The organism is Fortiea contorta PCC 7126 (genome assembly GCF_000332295.1).
GTDB lineage: Bacteria > Cyanobacteriota > Cyanobacteriia > Cyanobacteriales > Nostocaceae > Fortiea > Fortiea contorta.
The window spans coordinates 100,592-118,611 of the sequence record NZ_KB235931.1 but is presented as its reverse complement, the minus strand read 5'-3'; the positions used below and the strand labels follow the sequence as shown (position 1 = coordinate 118,611).

17 protein-coding genes are annotated in these 18,020 nt (G+C 43.8%); 10 read left to right on the top strand and 7 right to left on the bottom strand.

Annotated features, from left to right (window positions below):
• Positions 1 to 90: 90 nt before the first annotated feature.
• The gene (locus tag MIC7126_RS0124900) at positions 91 to 420 is read right to left on the bottom strand and encodes a hypothetical protein (RefSeq protein WP_017655845.1); all 330 of its coding nucleotides are present in this window, start codon (positions 418 to 420) and stop codon (positions 91 to 93) included.
• A gap of 104 nt (positions 421 to 524) precedes the next feature.
• Entirely contained in the window at positions 525 to 719 is a 195-nt protein-coding gene (locus MIC7126_RS30845) for a hypothetical protein (protein WP_154656021.1), read from the bottom strand.
• A 64-nt stretch (positions 720 to 783) separates the two neighbouring features.
• On the opposite strand from MIC7126_RS30845, the gene MIC7126_RS0124890 reads away from it, so the two are divergent.
• Positions 784 to 1,155, top strand: coding sequence for a zinc ribbon domain-containing protein (locus MIC7126_RS0124890; protein WP_017655843.1), 372 nt, complete (start codon positions 784 to 786; stop codon positions 1,153 to 1,155).
• Positions 1,156 to 1,290: 135 nt separating this feature from the next.
• On the opposite strand, the gene MIC7126_RS32115 is transcribed toward MIC7126_RS0124890, so the two are convergent.
• Both MIC7126_RS32115 and nblS read right to left on the bottom strand, forming a co-directional pair.
• Entirely contained in the window at positions 1,291 to 1,602 is a 312-nt protein-coding gene (locus MIC7126_RS32115) for a hypothetical protein (RefSeq protein WP_238553717.1), read from the bottom strand.
• Positions 1,603 to 1,622: 20 nt separating this feature from the next.
• Positions 1,623 to 3,554: a two-component system sensor histidine kinase NblS gene (nblS, locus tag MIC7126_RS0124875; protein WP_017655840.1), complete on the bottom strand. Its 1,932-nt coding sequence runs from the start codon at positions 3,552 to 3,554 to the stop codon at positions 1,623 to 1,625.
• Positions 3,555 to 3,707: 153 nt separating this feature from the next.
• Between nblS and MIC7126_RS30840 the strand changes: the two genes are divergently transcribed.
• Positions 3,708 to 3,935: a hypothetical protein gene (locus MIC7126_RS30840; protein ID WP_238553728.1), complete on the top strand. Its 228-nt coding sequence runs from the start codon at positions 3,708 to 3,710 to the stop codon at positions 3,933 to 3,935.
• On the opposite strand, the gene purD is transcribed toward MIC7126_RS30840, so the two are convergent.
• A complete protein-coding gene (gene purD, locus MIC7126_RS0124865; protein ID WP_017655838.1) occupies positions 3,896 to 5,176 on the bottom strand; it encodes a phosphoribosylamine--glycine ligase in 1,281 nt (426 codons plus the stop codon). The two genes, MIC7126_RS30840 and purD, sit on opposite strands and share 40 nt — an antisense overlap.
• 567 nt (positions 5,177 to 5,743) lie before the next feature.
• On the opposite strand from purD, the gene MIC7126_RS0124860 reads away from it, so the two are divergent.
• The 5 genes from MIC7126_RS0124860 to MIC7126_RS28750 all read left to right on the top strand — a co-directional run bounded on the left by MIC7126_RS0124860 (position 5,744) and on the right by MIC7126_RS28750 (position 14,055).
• Positions 5,744 to 7,189: an FAD-binding domain-containing protein gene (locus MIC7126_RS0124860; protein WP_017655837.1), complete on the top strand. Its 1,446-nt coding sequence runs from the start codon at positions 5,744 to 5,746 to the stop codon at positions 7,187 to 7,189.
• A gap of 141 nt (positions 7,190 to 7,330) precedes the next feature.
• Complete coding sequence (locus tag MIC7126_RS0124855; RefSeq protein ID WP_017655836.1) at positions 7,331 to 7,588, top strand: hypothetical protein; 258 nt, start codon at positions 7,331 to 7,333, stop codon at positions 7,586 to 7,588.
• Between the two features lie 9 nt (positions 7,589 to 7,597).
• On the top strand, positions 7,598 to 7,762 hold the full coding sequence (locus MIC7126_RS31455) for a hypothetical protein (protein ID WP_017655835.1): 165 nt from the start codon (positions 7,598 to 7,600) through the stop codon (positions 7,760 to 7,762).
• Between the two features lie 126 nt (positions 7,763 to 7,888).
• Entirely contained in the window at positions 7,889 to 11,824 is a 3,936-nt protein-coding gene (locus tag MIC7126_RS0124845; RefSeq protein WP_017655834.1) for a hypothetical protein, read from the top strand.
• A 338-nt stretch (positions 11,825 to 12,162) separates the two neighbouring features.
• Positions 12,163 to 14,055, top strand: a complete 1,893-nt coding sequence (locus MIC7126_RS28750; RefSeq protein WP_238553716.1) for a caspase, EACC1-associated type — start codon at positions 12,163 to 12,165, stop codon at positions 14,053 to 14,055.
• Between the two features lie 8 nt (positions 14,056 to 14,063).
• On the opposite strand, the gene MIC7126_RS0124835 is transcribed toward MIC7126_RS28750, so the two are convergent.
• Positions 14,064 to 14,441 carry a hypothetical protein gene (locus MIC7126_RS0124835; RefSeq protein WP_017655832.1) on the bottom strand — a complete coding sequence of 126 codons (378 nt, stop codon included), beginning with the start codon at positions 14,439 to 14,441 and terminating at the stop codon, positions 14,064 to 14,066.
• Positions 14,442 to 14,680: 239 nt separating this feature from the next.
• The gene (locus MIC7126_RS0124830; RefSeq protein ID WP_017655831.1) at positions 14,681 to 15,652 is read right to left on the bottom strand and encodes a metal ABC transporter substrate-binding protein; all 972 of its coding nucleotides are present in this window, start codon (positions 15,650 to 15,652) and stop codon (positions 14,681 to 14,683) included.
• A gap of 97 nt (positions 15,653 to 15,749) precedes the next feature.
• On the opposite strand from MIC7126_RS0124830, the gene MIC7126_RS0124825 reads away from it, so the two are divergent.
• Genes MIC7126_RS0124825 through MIC7126_RS0124815 form a run of 3 tightly spaced genes read left to right on the top strand, consistent with a single transcriptional unit; the run spans position 15,750 to position 17,801 of the window.
• On the top strand, positions 15,750 to 16,559 hold the full coding sequence (locus MIC7126_RS0124825; protein ID WP_017655830.1) for a metal ABC transporter ATP-binding protein: 810 nt from the start codon (positions 15,750 to 15,752) through the stop codon (positions 16,557 to 16,559).
• A 37-nt stretch (positions 16,560 to 16,596) separates the two neighbouring features.
• Positions 16,597 to 17,442: a metal ABC transporter permease gene (locus tag MIC7126_RS0124820; protein ID WP_026100510.1), complete on the top strand. Its 846-nt coding sequence runs from the start codon at positions 16,597 to 16,599 to the stop codon at positions 17,440 to 17,442.
• Complete coding sequence (locus tag MIC7126_RS0124815) at positions 17,439 to 17,801, top strand: DUF4288 domain-containing protein (protein WP_017655828.1); 363 nt, start codon at positions 17,439 to 17,441, stop codon at positions 17,799 to 17,801. The genes MIC7126_RS0124820 and MIC7126_RS0124815 overlap by 4 nt, the downstream gene beginning before the upstream one ends.
• Positions 17,802 to 18,020: the final 219 nt, after the last annotated feature.

Here is an 18,020-nt window from a genome sequence, read left to right as displayed (position 1 = left end):
CTTCATGTAATTGGGAACTGCTATAATTCGTAATCCATAATTAATAGTTCACATTACGAATTACGAATTAATTATGATGAATTGTTCTGACTACCACCAAACGCGATCGCCGTTCTCATCTAATCGAGCTTGTCTAATCACATCAGAAATTTCTTCTGCATCTTTAACGTGGTGTAGAGCCTTTTTCTCTCCATCGGGGTATTCCACAACAAAGTATGTCGGTACTTTAATTTGGTCGCCGGTGATATCAGGAACATCCAGAGCTACTTGTTGAGCTTTTTCCTCTACTGATTGAGGTTCATCAGCAATTCTATCTCCAGGGTTCGCTGTTAATTTTCTTTCTTTAACATTTGGTTCGTCTTGGGAATGCCAATCTTCACTAACAGGTTGACGAATTTGTTTATCTTGTTGATTATCCATGATTGTTACAAAATTTAGATTTTGGTATTTACTAACACTAACTTAGAAAATAAAAGACATAATGAGTTCTTTCTCTAGAGAGAATTCAAGGATTAGATTAATAGTTATATTCCGGAAGTTATAGAGAGAGTGGGGAGGTGGGAAGTGTGGGAGGTGTGGGGAGTGTGGGGAGTGTGGGGAGTGTGGGGAGTGTGGGAAGTGTGGGGGGTGTGGGGAGTGTGGGAGGTGTGGGGAGTGTGGGAAGCTTTAGGTTCTGGAATCCAAGTTTCAATCTCAAACCGAGGCTCTAAAATTCCCATTGCCCATTTGTGCTGGGAAATAGCTAAAATCGGGATGTTTACTTATCTGATTTGCATTTAAGTTGTGGCTACTGTATCTTGTCCCCGCTGCCATCAACAAGTTAGTAATCAAGCGATTACTTGTCCTTATTGTCGGACAACGCTAAAAGCTTATGGACACCCCGGTATTCCCTTGCATCGTGCGACTGGGGATGAATATTTGTGCGATCGCTGTACTTATCATGAAGATGATACTTGCAATTTTCCCCAACGTCCCTACGCTAAAGACTGCACCCTTTACCAAAATCTCGAACAGAGTCGGCTAGAGTCGCAACAGCTAGCTTACACCACCAGCTTCAATACCTTAGTGAAAAACTGGATACAGCGCCATCAAACATGGCTACTACTGCTGGGCTTATTATTTATCTGTTTTCTAATAGTCATATCCGGGGGATGAGGGAATGGGGGGGGTGTGGGAGGTGTGGGAGGTGTGGGAGGTGGGGGGAGTGTGGGGATTAAAGGTTCAGGCTCAAAGGCTCACGCTTCAGGCTCAAAGGCTCACGCTTCAGGCTCAAAGGCTCACGCTTCAGGCTCAAAGGCTCTCACACTTGAGGCTCAAAGGCTCACACTTCAGGCTCAAAGGCTCACGCTTCAGGCTCAAAGGCTCACGCTTCAGGCTCAAAGGCTCACGCTTCAGGCTCAAAGGCTCACGCTTCAGGCTCAAAGGCTCACACTTCAGGCTCAAAGGCTCACGCTTCAGGCTCAAAGGCTCACGCTTCAGGCTCAAAGGCTCACGCTTCAGGCTCAAAGGCTCACGCTTCAGGCTTAAAGGCTCACGCTTTACTCCCCACACCTCCCACACCTCCCACACTCCCCCCACCTCCCCATCTCCCCATCTCCCCACCTCCCCACACTCCCCATTCCCTACATAACATTTACACTTTTCACAATGTGTGCAGTCGCTTCTTCATTAAACGCTGCCAAGTCGAACCAGAAGGTAGTACCGACGCCGACTTCACTGACTAAGTTAACTTTGCTACGATGCCGTTCCATAATATTTCTGACAATCGATAGACCTAAGCCTGTACCTTCTAGGGTATGGACTCGGTTTTCCACGCGAAAGAAGCGGTCAAAAATTGCTTGTTGATCTTCTGAAGCAATACCAATGCCGGTATCGGAAATTTCCACCCGCACTGGCGGTAACTGGTTATGAGAGTTCGGCTTGGAATTGAGTTGGTAGGTGCGGAGGGCTACTTTTCCGCCTGCTTCAGTGAATTTGAGGGCATTACCGACTAAATTAGCTAATACTTGTAGCAATAAATCGTAGTTACCTACTACCAAAGGCAAGTTAGGCGCGACTTCTTGAATGAGTTCGATGCCTTTATCTCTAGCATTGAGTTGGTAAGTACGCAAGGTTTGTTCGATCGCTTGCGCTAAATCCACACCACCAAAGTTATAGTTGCGACCAGATTCTAGTTTGGATAAATCTAAAACGTCGTTGACGAGGCGAGTCAGTCTGTCGGTTTCATGATTAACAGTTTGCAGAAATTCCATGCGTTGGGCGTTACTCAAGTCTTCGCCGTAGTCGTGCAAGGTTTCGATAAAAGATTTGATGTTAAATAAAGGTGTTCGCAGTTCATGAGAAACGTTGCTGATAAATTGGCTTTTGGCTTCGTTGAGTTCTACTTCGCGGGTGATATCTTGTACGGTGATGGCAATGCCTTTAATATTTTCCCGTTGGAGATTTAAAACTGTGGTGAGCAAAATGCGGATAGTCCGCTTGGTGGGTTGGTTGAGATGAATGCGAAATTCCGCAGTTTCACAATCCCCTGCAGCCATTTCATACAACGGGCGGGTGATTTCCATTTGCACTGCTGGCGGTAAATGATATAAAACGCTCTCACCAACAACATGAACGCCTTCCCAAGCAAAAATACGTCGTGCTGTGGGATTGACCAAAATCACCTGCATATTATTGTCGATGAGCACCGCACCGTCAGCGATGGTAGAAACCAAAGTTTCTAGCTTGGCTTTTTCGGCTGTCAGTTCCTCAATATTTTGTTCTTCATAGCTTTCTAGGCGTTCTGCCATGTCATTAAAGCTTAAAATTAATTCTCCTAATTCACCTCCTAGAGGTAAATCAATCCGTTGTTGAAAATTCCCAGAGGCGATTTCCTTCACGCCTACCAGCAGTTCTTTAATCGGTTTTGTGATGGTTAAAGCATTGATCACCCCTGCCAAAATCACCATCACCCAAATCGTGATAAAAACAGCGATGGTGACATCACGAGTGAAATTTGTGGAGATGACCGCTGTTTGGTTGGGGTTAATGCCGATCGCCAATACACCCAGATATTTTTTGTCAACTATCAGGGGTACGAACACATCAGTAACTGCGCCATCTGGGGTCATGTGCTGCCGCACCATGGGCTTGTCTGCATCACTAGAATAATCTTCTGGCAGTTGAATTCGCCGCTCGATAGTCAGGGAGTTTTCCACCTCCTGATCCAAAAAAGGAATCCCCAGAAAAATTTGTCCCGTTTCATCAGCATAGAGCATGTAACGCACGCTAGAGGTGCTGCTATAAAAGCGTTGGGAAAACAGAGAAACTTCTGTAAGATTTTTGTCAGCTACTAGGGGGGCGACGTTAGCAGCCAGCAGTAGACCCAGATCGCGCCCAAAACGGGTGTCATTCATGCGCGCATCTTGCTGAATTGTATTCACTGCCCAAAAAGTGAGTCCACTCATCACGAGTGAAACCACCAACGTCGCCACAGCCAACAACTTAGTTTGGAGGGTAAAATCTGACCACCAATTGGCGATCGCTTCTCGGATTGTTTTCAAAAGAGCCAGCATCTTAAATTAAAGTTGTCAGTAGTTTTGGTTATAAACCCCAACAACTAAAAAATTAACAGTTATTTGGTAAAGATGTTAGATGGGGGGATGGGGGGATGGGGGGATGGGGGATGGGGAGATGGGGAGGTGTGGGAGGTGTGGGAGGTGTGGGAGGTGTGGGAGGTGTGGGAGGTGTGGGAAGCTTGGGATGACGGGGAGGAAGGAGAAGATAGCAAGCGTAAGCATAAATTCGTTTTTTCCTTTATCTCCCCACACTCCCCACACTCCCCACACTCCCCATCTCCCCACACTCCCCATCTCCCCACCTCCCCACCTCCCCATCACCCCAAACTCCCCACACTCTATTTCCCTGCAAGGCGATGGCCTATGTCTCTCCGATAGTACATGCCTTCAAAGTTGATGCCTTTGATGACGCTGTAGGCGTGGGCGATCGCTTGTGTGAAATTTTCGCCTGTTGCTGTGATGTTTAAAACTCGACCACCGTCTGTGACGATTTGTTGTTGTTGGTTTAATTTTGTGCCTGCATGGAATATGGTTACTGCTGCATCTATGGCTTGGTCAGTAAAGTTAATGACTTTGCCTTTGGTGTATGCTCCTGGATAACCGCCGGATGCAGCAACGACGGTGGCGGCGGCACCTGTTTTCCACGATATGGGCGGTAATTCGCTTAACCGCTGCTGTACGCAGGCTAGGAGCAATTCTTCTAGGGGTGTTGCCAATAGTGGTAGAATCACTTGAGTTTCGGGGTCGCCAAAACGGCAGTTGAATTCCAACACTTTCAAGTCGCCATGGGGTGAAATCATTAACCCAGCGTAAAGCACACCCCGGTAATCGATGCCTCTAGATTTTAAAGTAGCGATCGCTTTTTCTAAAACTTCTGTTTGCACTCGCGCCATCAACTCTGGCGTGGCGATGGGCGCTGGCGCATAAGCCCCCATTCCTCCCGTATTCTCACCTGTATCTCCCTCACCAATCCGCTTATGATCTTGCGCTGGTAATAAAGGTCGAATTGTCAACCCATCGGTCAGTGCTAAAACCGAAACCTCCTCCCCTATTAAACATTCTTCAATCACCACAAACTCACCAGCACTGCCAAACTGTCCTTGGAAAATAGCCTCAATCGCCTCTTGGGCTTGTGCTACTGTTTGTGCAACTGTCACACCTTTTCCCGCCGCCAAACCGTCTGCTTTGACGACAATCGGTGCTCCCTGTGCTTGGACATAAGATTTAGCTGCAGCAGCTACAGTAAACACCGCCGCCTTGGCTGTAGGAATTCCGGCTTCCTGCATTAAAGCCTTAGCCCAAGCCTTACTCGCCTCAATTTGCGCTCCCGCTCTCCCCGGCCCAAATACCTGCAGTCCTTGGGATTGTAGATAATCTGTAATTCCCTTAGCTAGAGGCACTTCTGGCCCGACTACCACCAAATTTATGTCATTTTTGAGAGCAAATTCACCAATACCCTCAAAATCATCCACTGCTAAAGGCAAATTTTGGCAACTTTCCATAGTTGCGGTACCGCCATTCCCCGGTACACACACAACTTGCTCAATCTGCTCAGATTGCAGTAATTTCCACGCCAGAGCGTGTTCGCGCCCTCCATTACCAACAACTAAAACTTTCACTGATGTCCTCGTAGATCCCTTGCGAAACGAGAATTTCTTAGCGACTCTCGCCCATCAATTTTTTCACCAATGCTTACACTTACGCAAGCCCTACGCCCATTTTTGCGCATGAAAGGGAATAGGGAATAGGGAAAAGTCAGCCGCCCACGATTCCACTCGGCTTTAAATCTTTACTTTTCTTGGTGCTGTTTTTTCCTTGGGACTACCTTGTGCTTTTTTTTTATGATACTTGTTTTAAATATTTTTGATAGCTTAATTAATAGCTAAATCTAAAAATTTTCATATGACAATTTGTCAAACTTTATCCCCGAAAAAATCCAGTTGTATAATCAACCGAAATGAAATTAAATCGACACAAATCTGAAAAAAAAATCAAGATTTACGGTCTACAAACTAGATTGGATTCCCACTCTAAAGGTTAACCCAGGTTCATAAGGACGATTGACTGTACAGACTAAGAATTCATCAAAATTTGAATACGTTGGCTCTAGAAATTTGTCGGTGGAGTGATGCTGAATGATGCCATTTGATTCTAAGCTAGTACAAGCGAACTGTTCTGGATAGGGAATGTCTGATTTAATTTTGTTTTGGCACCGCCGCGATTTACGCATCTGTGATAATACAGGATTGGCTGCAGCTAGGCTACGGAGTCCGAAGGTTGTGGGTGTGTTTTGTCTTGATCCGCAGATTCTGGAAAGGGATGATGTCGCTCCGGTGAGGGTAACTTATCTGATTGGCTGTTTGCAGGCATTACAGCAACGCTATGCTGAAGCTGGGAGCCAATTATTGATTCTCCATGACAATCCTGTGGTGACAATTCCAGCTTTGGCTAAGGCTTTGAATGCAAAAGCTGTGTTTTGGAATTGGGATGTGGAACCTTATGCACAAGAGCGCGATCGCACTGTGCTCGACGCATTAAAAGAAAATGGGATAGAATTTCTAGAGCAAAACTGGGATCAAATCCTCCATTCTCCAGATGAGATTCGCACAGGGGGTAATAGCCCATACACGGTCTACACTCCTTTCTGGAAAAATTGGAGTAGCAAACCCAAGGCGCAACCAGCCGCAACGCTGCAAAATGCGGAAGAGTTGACAGCAGATGAGCAAGAAATTGCTCAACAAGCGGGAGTAAAACCATTACCAACAGCTAAAGATTTAGGCTTTGTTTGGGATGGGGGCTTAGTGATTGCGCCGGGAGAAACTGCAGCCCAAGCTAGACTAGAGGAATTCTGCGCGCATAGTATTAATGAATACCAAGAACAGCGGAATTTTCCTGCTGTTGAAGGAACATCACAACTGAGTGCGGCTTTAAAATTTGGTGCGATTGGTATTCGCACTGTGTGGAAAGCTACCTTAGAAGCGTTAGAAAATAGCCGTAGTGATGAAGCCACCGCAGGTATCCGCACATGGCAACAAGAATTAGCATGGCGGGAATTTTATCAACATGCGATGTATAATTTTCCTGAACTGGCTGATGGTGCTTACCGCGACACTTTCAAAAACTTTCCCTGGGAAAACAACTTAGAAAAATTCCAAGCTTGGTGTGACGGGAATACGGGCTATCCGATTGTAGATGCAGCCATGCGTCAAATGAACGAAAGCGGCTGGATGCATAACCGTTGTCGAATGATTGTGGCTAGTTTCCTCACCAAAGATTTGTTAATTAATCCGCAATTGGGAGAGAAATATTTTATGCAGCGGTTAATTGATGGTGATTTATCTGCTAATAATGGTGGTTGGCAGTGGAGCGCTTCGAGTGGGATGGATCCTAAGCCTTTGCGAATTTTCAACCCTGCGAGTCAAGCGCAAAAATTCGATGCTGAAGGTGAATATATCAGACAATGGATCCCAGAACTGCGATCGCTCGACACAGAATATTTAGTAACTGGGAAAATTCCCCCTTTAGAGCGCCACGCCCTTGGTTATCCGCAGCCAATTGTAGACCATAAACTACAACAACAGGAATTTAAAAACCTTTATCAACAGCAAAAAGCATATAGCAGTCCGCTGTAATTTTGAACTGATTTACCTGCTATATTGAGGATTATGCAATGGATACGTGAGAAAGCTCTCGATTGAATCAGAGGTAATTATCGTTTAACAAATAACGACCCTTGCTAATTACCTTTATCTTCACCCAGCTACTTAAAAGTCATGAATACATCAATCAAGACTGCTAAGGTTTACGACGAAATTATCGAGTTTATTGCTGCTGGTACTACTCCCGAAACTGTGGTCAATTTTCAACTCTCGGATACAGCAAAGGAACGTTTAGAGGATCTTGTTTACCGCGCTAAAACTGAAGGACTTACTGGAGAAGACAAGCGGGAGTTAGATCTCTTTCTAACGCTAGAACATATGATGATGCTGGCAAAGGCACGAGCTTATCAGTACATCAAGAGCGGGGAATAGGTAACTAAAATGTCTCGTGTAGATGAAACTGTGATTAAACCTCTAACTGATATTGGCGAGGTGACAGTACGCATTCTCAATTTTAATCATGATGAGCGGATTTTGGAGCGGCAAGCTTTGGCAGCAGTGGGTAGGTATCCTTCAGATGCGGGGTTGCAAAGGATGGGTAAGTAGGGATGCTGAGAACTGATAACTGTTAATTATTCTCAAGCGCAGTCAGGAAAATAAGTGTCACAGCCAGCGCATAATTATACTTTAATCAAATGATGATTTAAGTATATACTGATACGCCTGCGGCTTATGTTACCCGATCGCCCGCTGAAATTTGAACTTAGGCTGCCATCTTCTCACCCGCAGCTATTAGAAGGATTGGATATATGGTTACATTTGGGTTTGATATCTGATGCTCAAGTTAGGCAGATCTGCCGAGAGTTTCTCACTTGTCAGGTTGTGTTGCAACCGCAACCACGGCTAATTGTCGCTAATTCTGATTTTATAGAGTCTTTACCTGCAGAGGCGCTACATCCAGCGTCTGTATCTGCGAGTGTTGTGGAAACAGCACCGACTGAACCACCTGAACCTAATTTTGTCAGCAAAATGTTGCAATCTTTGGGGGCAGAATTAAGTGTGCGTTGGCTGTTGTTTTTAGGGGTATTTTTGGTAGTTGTTTCTTCTGGGGTGCTAGCTGCTAGCCAGTGGGAGCGATTTCCGGCTTCTGGACAGTATGGGGTTTTATTGGCTTATACTCTGAGTTTTTGGGGGTTTAGCTTTTGGGCGGGTAAGCAAAATAACTTGCGGTTGACGGCGCAGACTTTGTTGATTGTCACTTTATTGCTGATTCCTGTCAACTTTTGGGCGATGGATAGCTTTAAGTTGTGGCAAAATCCTCTAGACTGGATAACAATAGCGATCGCTGCCCCGATTCTCTCGGTAATTACGGTTTTAATTTATCGAAATCGCTTATTTGTCACTAACTTCCGCCGGGAAAAATTACTTTTAGTCAATATTCTGGGGTTATCATACTTGCATTGGGGGTGGAAGTTACCGGGTTTGCCTGTGATTGCTGTGTATGCGGCGATGGTGGGTACAACTGTTATTACTCTTTCTCACCATCGCTATCGCCAAATTCGTCAGCCTATACCCAGGGAAAATCCAGATGACCACCCTGTGGATATCAATATTAATTTACCTGCGGTTATTATTGTTTACGCTCTCATCGTGCTGCTGGTGCGGGCGATTTTTGTTGTGCAAATCGATGTCACTCAACTAGGTTTGGCTATCGGTATTTGCGGTTGGTTGATGACATGGTTAGCACAGCGCCAGCAAGAGTCTCCAACTGAGGAGGAGCCTACTAATTCTCCGTCTCTCTCATCTCCCTTCATCTGGGAAAAACTCGGTGGTATTCTCATTTTTCTCGGTTGGTTAGTGGCGGTTACAGATTATCCTGGACAAGCGATCGCAGTTAGTGGTTTATGTTTGTTGTATATGAGCGATCGCTTGCAGCGTTACAATCTTAATGCTGATTTTGGGGCAATTTTTCTCGTTGGTTTACAAATATTTTGGTTAGGTTGGCGATTAGTACCAACTGAGTTACAAGAATCAGCGATCGCTTTTGGTACTCAATTAACCAAGGCGCAAGATTATCCTTGGGCGTTGTTGAGCATAGCTTATTTTCCCTATATTATTCTCATGGTGGCGCTGACGCAGAGTTTTTATGGTCAGCAAAAGCGGGAATTAGCTAAATTTGGTGAACTGCTGACGCTGTTGTTAGGAACTGTTTTAACCACCATTTCCCTAGTTAATCCTACACTGCGATCGCTGAATTTTCTCTTGTCTACTCTGACTTTGGTATTTGTTACCCAACGCCGTCTACACCACGGAGCAAACCTCACCCCTACTTCAGGACTGATTTATTTGACTCATGTGATGGGGGTGTTGACACTGTGTTCTTGCATTAATTGGCTGTTCCCCAATTTAGGAAACGGGGCTTGGGCGGGTATTTTGTTAATCTTAATGGTGGCAGAGTGGGCATTTAGTCTCCGGGATGGACTGTGGCGGGATAGTGCATGGTACATTGGTTTGGTGTTAGCTAGCTTCAGCTTTCTGCTGTTGTGGGCGCGTGCAGAATTATCGTGGTATGGTAATTTTGATACCAATTACCGCTGGGGGATAATTTGGTTAATTACACCTATAGCGCTGACTGGTCTGGCTAGTCGCATCTCTGCACAGCGACGCACAGTGACGACATATTTTGCTGTCCTGGCTATAGGCATGGCACAGTTACTAATTTTACCTCTACCAGGAATTCGTTTGATTGGTTTAGGGGTAGGTGTGGGATTAATGCTGGTCAACAGCAGTTATATTAGGCACATTTCAACAGCGATGATCACAGAAGCCTTTGCATTGGGTTTCGTTGGCGCTGTGTTGTGGGAAGGTATACCAGGATTACCGCGCTTATTACCGCAAAGTTGGTTTGTGGTGGGTGCGATCGCTACTTTAATTTTATGGGTAGGGCGTACAGTTTTGCTGCGCCGGGGTGGAGAATTAGCAAATATATATGCACAAGCAAGTGATAGATGGGCGATCGCTTTGTGTGTCTTAGAATTGTCTACACTGACGGTACACTCCTGGGCTGTGTATAGCGGGTTTGTCTCTCCAGGATATTTGTATTTAATTGCTGATGTGATCACTCTCGGAGCCATCACCTATCGTAGTTGGCAACGACCCACAAATTGGGCATTTTATGGCATCGGTTGGTGTGTAGAATTATTAATGGCAGAGTTGCTAGGATTTTGGGGACGCTCGATTGTGAATATGGCGATCGCTAACATCTTCCTAGGTTTAAGCACTCAGCTTTTGGGTGAGTGGTGGCGACGCAAGTATCAATTAGCGAAATTGCCGAGCAGCTTCCACATCCTGCCGCTAATTTATGCAGCCTTTAGTATCTTACTACGCCTCGACACCTTCACCAACTGGACAGGTTTGTGTTCCCTCGGCGTCTCCTTAATTGTCATTGGTGTGGGGAGACGACGGGAGGAATTTAAACCCCTGCTATATTTAGGAATCATTGGTGTCTCTGTTTCTGCTTATGAATTGTTGTTTTATCAAATGTCCCAAGCCAGCGGTGGTGCTTATGGTGACGCCTTAATTGCCATGTCTGCATTGGGTGTGGGCATCATGTATGCCTATCGGATTTTATCACCTTGGCTAGTAGATTATCTGCGTTTGACTCCCCAACAGTTGCAAGGAATCGCGGACATCCACTGGGCTTGGAGTAGCTTTTTATTACTAGCAGCCATTGCTACTCCCATCGCCGCTAACCGCTTGCTAGGATTGGGAACAGGAGTATTTTTGATTCAATACGCCATTTTTCAAGGACGGCGTGCAACATCTGCTCAGATTTTTGGGAGAATTACCGCAGCCGAGATGTGGGTTTACCTCGGCTTATTAGGAGTAGCAGCCATTAGGGTTTACTGGCGAGAGACAGCGGTGGGACAATTATTTAATGGTGTATTAATGCCGTGGAATGGTGCGATCGCTTGTGTAGTCGCCTACTTTTTCTACATCTTACCTTGGGAAAGTTGGGGTTGGTCAAAAAAACCTTGGCAACAAGCCGCATATATCACGCCCTTAATCATTTTATGGGAAACCAGACTGCAAGTTTATCCAATTACCTTGTTAATTGTGGCTGGTTTTTACATTTTCCTCGCTCAGATGGAAAGAAATATCCGTTTTACCTATCTGAGTGCGGCGTTGATTGATTGGGCGTTATTTCGGTGGTTTGAAAGTCTGCGGTTAACTGATGCTTTGTGGTATGTGACTACAGTCGGGATGACAATATTATATGTAGCGCAAATTGACCCCCAACTCCAGCTACCAGAATATAAAGTTGCACGTCATAGTCTGCGATTAATTGGTAGTAGTTTTATTTGTGGTTGGGCGATTTTATTTCATCAAGACACAGCTTTAATACCCGGTGCTTTCAGCCTCATTGCTATTTTTGCAGGTTTAGCTTTGCGAGTGCGAGCGTTTCTTTATGTTGGCACAGCGACGTTTTTTATTACTAGTATTTACCAACTAATTATTTTCAGTTTGCGTTATCCATTTTTTAAATGGGTAATTGGTTTAGTGGTAGGTATTGTGCTGATTTCCATCGCGGCTAACTTTGAAACTCGTCGCACTCAAATTACCTCTCTTCTCCGCAATACTAATAACGAATTTACAGAATGGGAGTAGTTACCAGAACTTTGTAGAGACGCGAAATTGAACTTCGTCCCGCTTCTCTACAAGACGCTATGCGGTAGCTTGATTAAACATCTTGCATTATTGGTCATAGATGTAATCATCGTAACCCGCTCACAATCCCCACCTACGGATACTTTGAAGGTGGGGACTTTCGCGACACCGTTAAAAAGTTTATGCTAATAAAAGATGTTCTGCTAAGTATTGTTTCTCGCACGTTCAAAATTCTTTTGACAAATCCGACTTTAAATAGCTGCAAAGACATTCGATAGTAACAGCAACTGCTTCACAGCTTTTGGTTATTTCGATATAGGAGGTCAAGAATGGCTAAGATGGCGCTGGTGATCGGGGTCAGCGATTACGAACCTGGTTTGACCCCCCTACCTGGATCTGCTAGAGACGTAGAGGCGATGCGGCGAGTATTACAGCAGCCAGAGGTGGGTGGGTTTAATGAAGTAAAAATTTTATTAAATCCTACACCGCAGGAGATGCAGGAAGCAATTGAAACCTTGTTTTCGGGTCGCAAAAAAGACGATTTAGTAGTGCTGTTTTTCTCTGGTCATGGTGTCAAAGACGACAACGGTAAGCTACATCTAGCTACTCGCATTACTCGTAAAACCCCACAGGGAGAACTGATTCGAGCAACAGCAGTTCCGGCTAGTTTTGTACAAGACATTATGAGCAATAGCCGCTCTAAGCGACAAGTTGTAATTCTAGATTGTTGCTTTAGTGGAGCATTTGCTGAAGGTTGGTTAGCTAAGAATGACGGTTCTGTAGATGTTAAAAATCAACTGGGAGGAGAAGGACGGGCTGTCCTGACGTCTTCGACTTCCACTCAGTATTCCTTCGAGCAAGAGGGAGATGACCTTTCGATTTACACTCGTTATTTAGTCGAGGGAATTGCGACTGGAGCAGCAGATATTGATAGCGATGGCGTAGTTTCAATTGATGAGTTGCATGAATATGCTAAAGGGAAAGTTCAAGAAGCTGCGCCAGCAATGAAACCAGAAATTTATGCTGTTAAAGAAGGCTACAAGATCTATCTTTCTCAAGCACCCATCGAAGATCCAAAACTCAGGTATCGCAAAGAAGTTGAGCATTTTGCCATTCGTGGTATGATTTCTGTCGTAGGGCGTAATACCTTAGATGCCCTACGCGATGGGCTAGGACTGCTACCTGAAGTTGCTGCAGAAATTGAAAATGAGGTGCTTAAACCTTACCAGGAGTATCAGAAAAGATTGCAGCGCTATGAGCAAGTTTTAGTTGAGGCGATTGGGCGTGAGCATTCTCTCAGCACCGACACTCAAAATGAGTTAAAACATTTACAACGAGTTTTACAACTCAGAGATGAAGACATTGCCCTAATTGAAGCTCAAATTACTTCCCAAAAAAAAGTAATTCAACCTTTATTCCCCAGTGAAGATGTGACACCTGTCAACCCGTCAAATAAAGCTTTAGCTGCAAGCCAAGCTGAAATTCCTCCGCCACCCAGAACTCCAAGAATGCAGGCTATTTCTGTTACTTTTGGGAGAAACAATAAACTGCTGATTGGGGCAAGCATTGCTATTTCTCTAGCTTTAGTAACTTATTTGGGGGTAACATTATCCCGCAATCAACCAATTGAATCACCTGCATCAATTGCTAATCCTACCTCATCTTCCTCAACCAAGATTAGTTCATTGGAATTATATAATCAGGCGTTCAAAAAACAAAATCAAGGAGACCAACAGGGAGCGATCGCTGATTACACTCAAGCAATTAAAATTAACGAAAATTGGGGAACAGACAATCCTGATATTAACTACTATGGTATTGCTTCTGCGTATTTCAATAGAGGTTTTGTTCACTATTCGTTGAATGAATTTCGACCTGCTTTTGAAAATTTCCAGCAGGCAATTAATCTTAGGTCTGACTTAGCTATTGCCTACTACTATCGGGGACTTGCTCGCTACTTCTCAGATGCTGATCACAAGGGAGCGCTTAGGGATTTTACTCAGGGAATTGCTATCAACAAGAACTGGGGAGCAGTCAATCCCGCAGCTAATTATTTTGGTAAAGCCTCTGCTTACTTCAGTTTGGGAGATATCAACTCTAAACTAGGCAATATACCGGAAGCTATTAAAAATTATCAGGATGCAGTCCCTCTTTTTCAGAAAAAGGGAGAAATATTCAATGCTCAAAAAGCGCAGGACAGAATTAAAGAACTCCAAAAGCGCAGTAAGTAATAGCTTTACTATACTGCTATAAAATCTTGAGCTGCTTTAATAGCAGCTTCCAGTTCTTCTCGGCTGTGAGCTTTTACAGTTAGTTTTTTGCCGTTCGCTTCTACTGCTATTTCAATAGGTTTACCACCGAGGCGATCTCCCAGAAATCCCATCAACTTTTTCGCATTGGCTATATTCACCTCAGCCATTAATAAACCAGCTAGAAAGCCACCTAATGCTTTGTTACCTTCTGGTGGGTTGGGATCAAGAACACGACCGACTGTATCTACTTCGTCAATTTGCTTGAGTTCAGCAATCAGTCGTTGAGCCTGCTCGTCTTTTTCTTCTGCATCCAAGTCCGGGTCGTTGAAGGTAATCGTAAACTTTATGCTAGAGTCTGCGGTCATAGTGCACTAATATATAAATCTGAGTTAGTTTTTTTACTATTTACAATAATTTCACACATATCAGTAAAAATCTCATACCCTAATTAACATAACGAACAAATTTACAAATCTTTATCAAAGGGGTTGAGTTAGGTGGAGAGGGAAATAATATTTCCGCTTGACCTAATTAAATTTTGCAAGATAGGGTGTGCGTTTTTCTACTCACTCTCCTTGTATTGATTTTTTCACCGACTTACTTACTAATTCTGCACAACAAACGGGGTATATTTGCCTCCCAATGCTTCTACAATGGTGCGGGTATTTGCTACCATCATTTTGATGTAAGAATCACCATCACTACCTTTTGCACCGATGGAATCGGAGTAAAGTTGTCGCGGTGCTAGAGTTACGCCTGCTTCTTCGGCTACAGTTTTAATTAAGGCGGGATTAATTGTGGTTTCGGCAAAAATTGCGGGGACACCGATTTTTTTGATAGATTCAACCAATTTTTGTACGGTTTGAGCGCTTGGTTGTTCTTCGGTACTAATGCCGATTAATGTACCTGCGATCGCTATTTGATAAGCTTGTCCATAATATTGGAAGGCGTCGTGGGTGGTGACAAGTTTGCGTTGATCAACGGGTATAGTTTGAATTTGTTGATTAATCCAGCTATCTAACTGTTTTAATTCGTCGGTTAATTGCAGCGCATTTTGGGTAAATTTATCTCTATCAGTAGGTGATAATTCAATTAATGCATCTCGAATTTTAGTTACCATAGCGATCGCATTTTTTGCATTACCCCAAACGTGAGGATCTGGTACTGTTTCCTCTTTCCCTTTATCTAACTGCAAAGATTTCACCGCTTCCCCTATTGGGAGCTTTCGCGCCTTACCACCAGCAGCATTCATCAATTTAATCAATCCCGGTTCCAAATTGTAACCGTTATATAAAATCAAATTCGCTTCTTCCAAAACTCTGCTGTCTGCTGGTACTGGTTCGTAAACATGAGGATCAGTTCCTGGTTTGAGAATTCCTCTCACTTTCACTTCTTCCCCTCCCACCTCCTGGGCTAAATCAGCAATAATTGTGCTAGTCGCCACCACCAACGGTTGACCATCTGTTTGCTGGGTATTACGGTTGACTTGAGTACAGCCCTCTATCCAAAGTCCTAAAAGCACTCCAACTACAGCTAACCCACAATATCTAGCTTTTGAGTGAGCAATTCCTCGCATAAACTTGTTACACTTGTTTTCATATTTTTATCATTTTTCAGGTTACACTATTTTCATATTATTTTCATTTTTTCCAATCATTCCCAGAAGTAGTGCCATGACAACTGCTAATTTTTCCTTAGAAGCTGACGCCAACTTTCATCCAATCTACCCCCACCAAGAAACCTTGACGGCGGTGGGAAGTATTAAAATTAACCAACTGGGAGTACACTACCGAACACAAGAAGCTTTGAAAAACATTAGCTGTGTGATCCACCCAGGGCGACTGACAGGGATTTTCGGCCCCAATGGTGCAGGAAAAAGTACCCTGATGAAGGCGATGTTAGGATTAGTTCCCCTGAGCCAAGGTAGCGCGCTATACCAAGACCGACCGTTAATGCAACAGCTTGACAAAGTAGCCTATGTACCACAGCGTAGCCAAATTGACTGGACTTACCCCGCTACAGTTTGGGATGTAGTCATGATGGGACGGGTGAAAAAAACGGGATGGTTGCGTAGCTTCTCTGCAGTTAGCCGCCAAGTCGCCAAAAACGCTTTAGAACGGGTGGGGATGAAACAATATAGCTCACGGCCCATCGGCGAACTTTCTGGGGGACAACAACAACGGGTATTCCTCGCTCGCGCTTTAACGCAGCAAGCCGAAATTTTCTGTTTTGATGAACCGTTAGTGGGTATCGATCAAAAAACCCAAACTGTGATTTTTGAAGTTTTTCAAGAACTCGCTAGCGCTGGAAAAACTGTTTTAGTAGTCAACCATGACTTAGGCGAATCAATCACCTACTTTGATGATTTAATATTATTAAACCGCGAATTAATTGCCACAGGTTCCAGACAGCAAGTATTAACAGCAGAAAATTTACATCTTGCTTATGGTGGCAAAGTTATGTATTTTTCTGATGCGGCTTAGATTGTCATTGGTCATTGGTTATCAAACAGGACAAATGATGTTACAAGCATTAATTGAGCCATTACAATATGGCTTTATGCAGCGATCGCTCATTATCGCTATTTTAGTTGGTTTGTTGTGTGCAGTTGTGGGTAGCTATTTGATGGTACAACGCCTAGCTTTGCTGGGTGATGCTATCAGTCATTCAGTTTTACCAGGATTAGCGATCGCTTTTATGGTAGGGGCGAATATTTTTGTCGGTGCGTTCATTGCGGGGGTGATCAGTACAATGGCGATCGCACTAATTAGGACGCGATCGCCTATCAAAGAAGACGCCGCGATGGGGATAGTTTTCTCAGCGTTTTTTGCTTTAGGAATCACCTTAATTACCGTCATTCAAAAAGACAACAAAATCGATTTAAATCACTTTCTTTTTGGTAACATTCTCGGCGTCACTGGCGATGAAGTGCGAGACACAGCCATCATCGCCGCTATTGTTTTAATAGTTGTATTTTTACTATACAAAGAACTATTATTTTACACCTTTGACCCTTTAGGCGCCCAAGCTGCAGGTTTACCAGTTAATCGGCTCAACTTTGGGTTAATGGTGCTAATTGCTCTAACAATTGTCGCCAGCATGAAAGCTGTAGGAGTCATCTTAGTTTTATCACTTTTGATTACCCCAGGTGCGACCGCTTATTTATTAGTTAAACGATTAAATCAAGTGATGATTTTGGGGGCGGTAATTGGCGTTTTTTCTAGTATCAGCGGTATGTATCTCAGCTACTTTTATAATTTACCTTCAGGCCCAGCGATCGTTTTAGTCGTCTCCGGATTATTTTTATTAGCATTACTATTCAGTCCCCGATATGGGGTATTGATAGCAAATTTGAATAAGAAATGAAATCAAAAAATGTAGATAACCCAGAATTATTGTACATAGCAGTAATTGTTTACGAATCATCCTCAGATGCACCCAATTATCAACATTTGTACCAGGAAAGTTTTGTGCTTATTAAAGCTACTTCTTTAGAATTAGCCAAAAAAAAAGCTGCGAATTATGCAAAAAAAGAAGAAGTTAGCTACAAAAATGAAGATGGAGAAACTATTACTTGGTCTTTGAAACAAGTGGTAGATGTTAATTCAGTATTGTACGATGATTTTGACACATTTAGTGATGGTATTGACCTATACACAAGACATTTTCGCAATTACGATGCTTACCATTTATTTGAACCAGTTTTATCGCCAGAGGAATTATAATTCTTCTACAACGTGGTTTTGATGTTACCGCGTTGGGCACGTTGTTAATGAAATCATACCAATTCTCTATGAATATGCGCCTAACTACTTTAAGACATAGCGAACAATTTTTAAAAACCTCAGCGTACCTCTGTCTTGAAAAGTTTGCTCAACGGGGGGAACCGCCCTTCGGGTGACGCTCGCAGACTTGCTACCGCTACGCTAACACCAGTCGCCTAC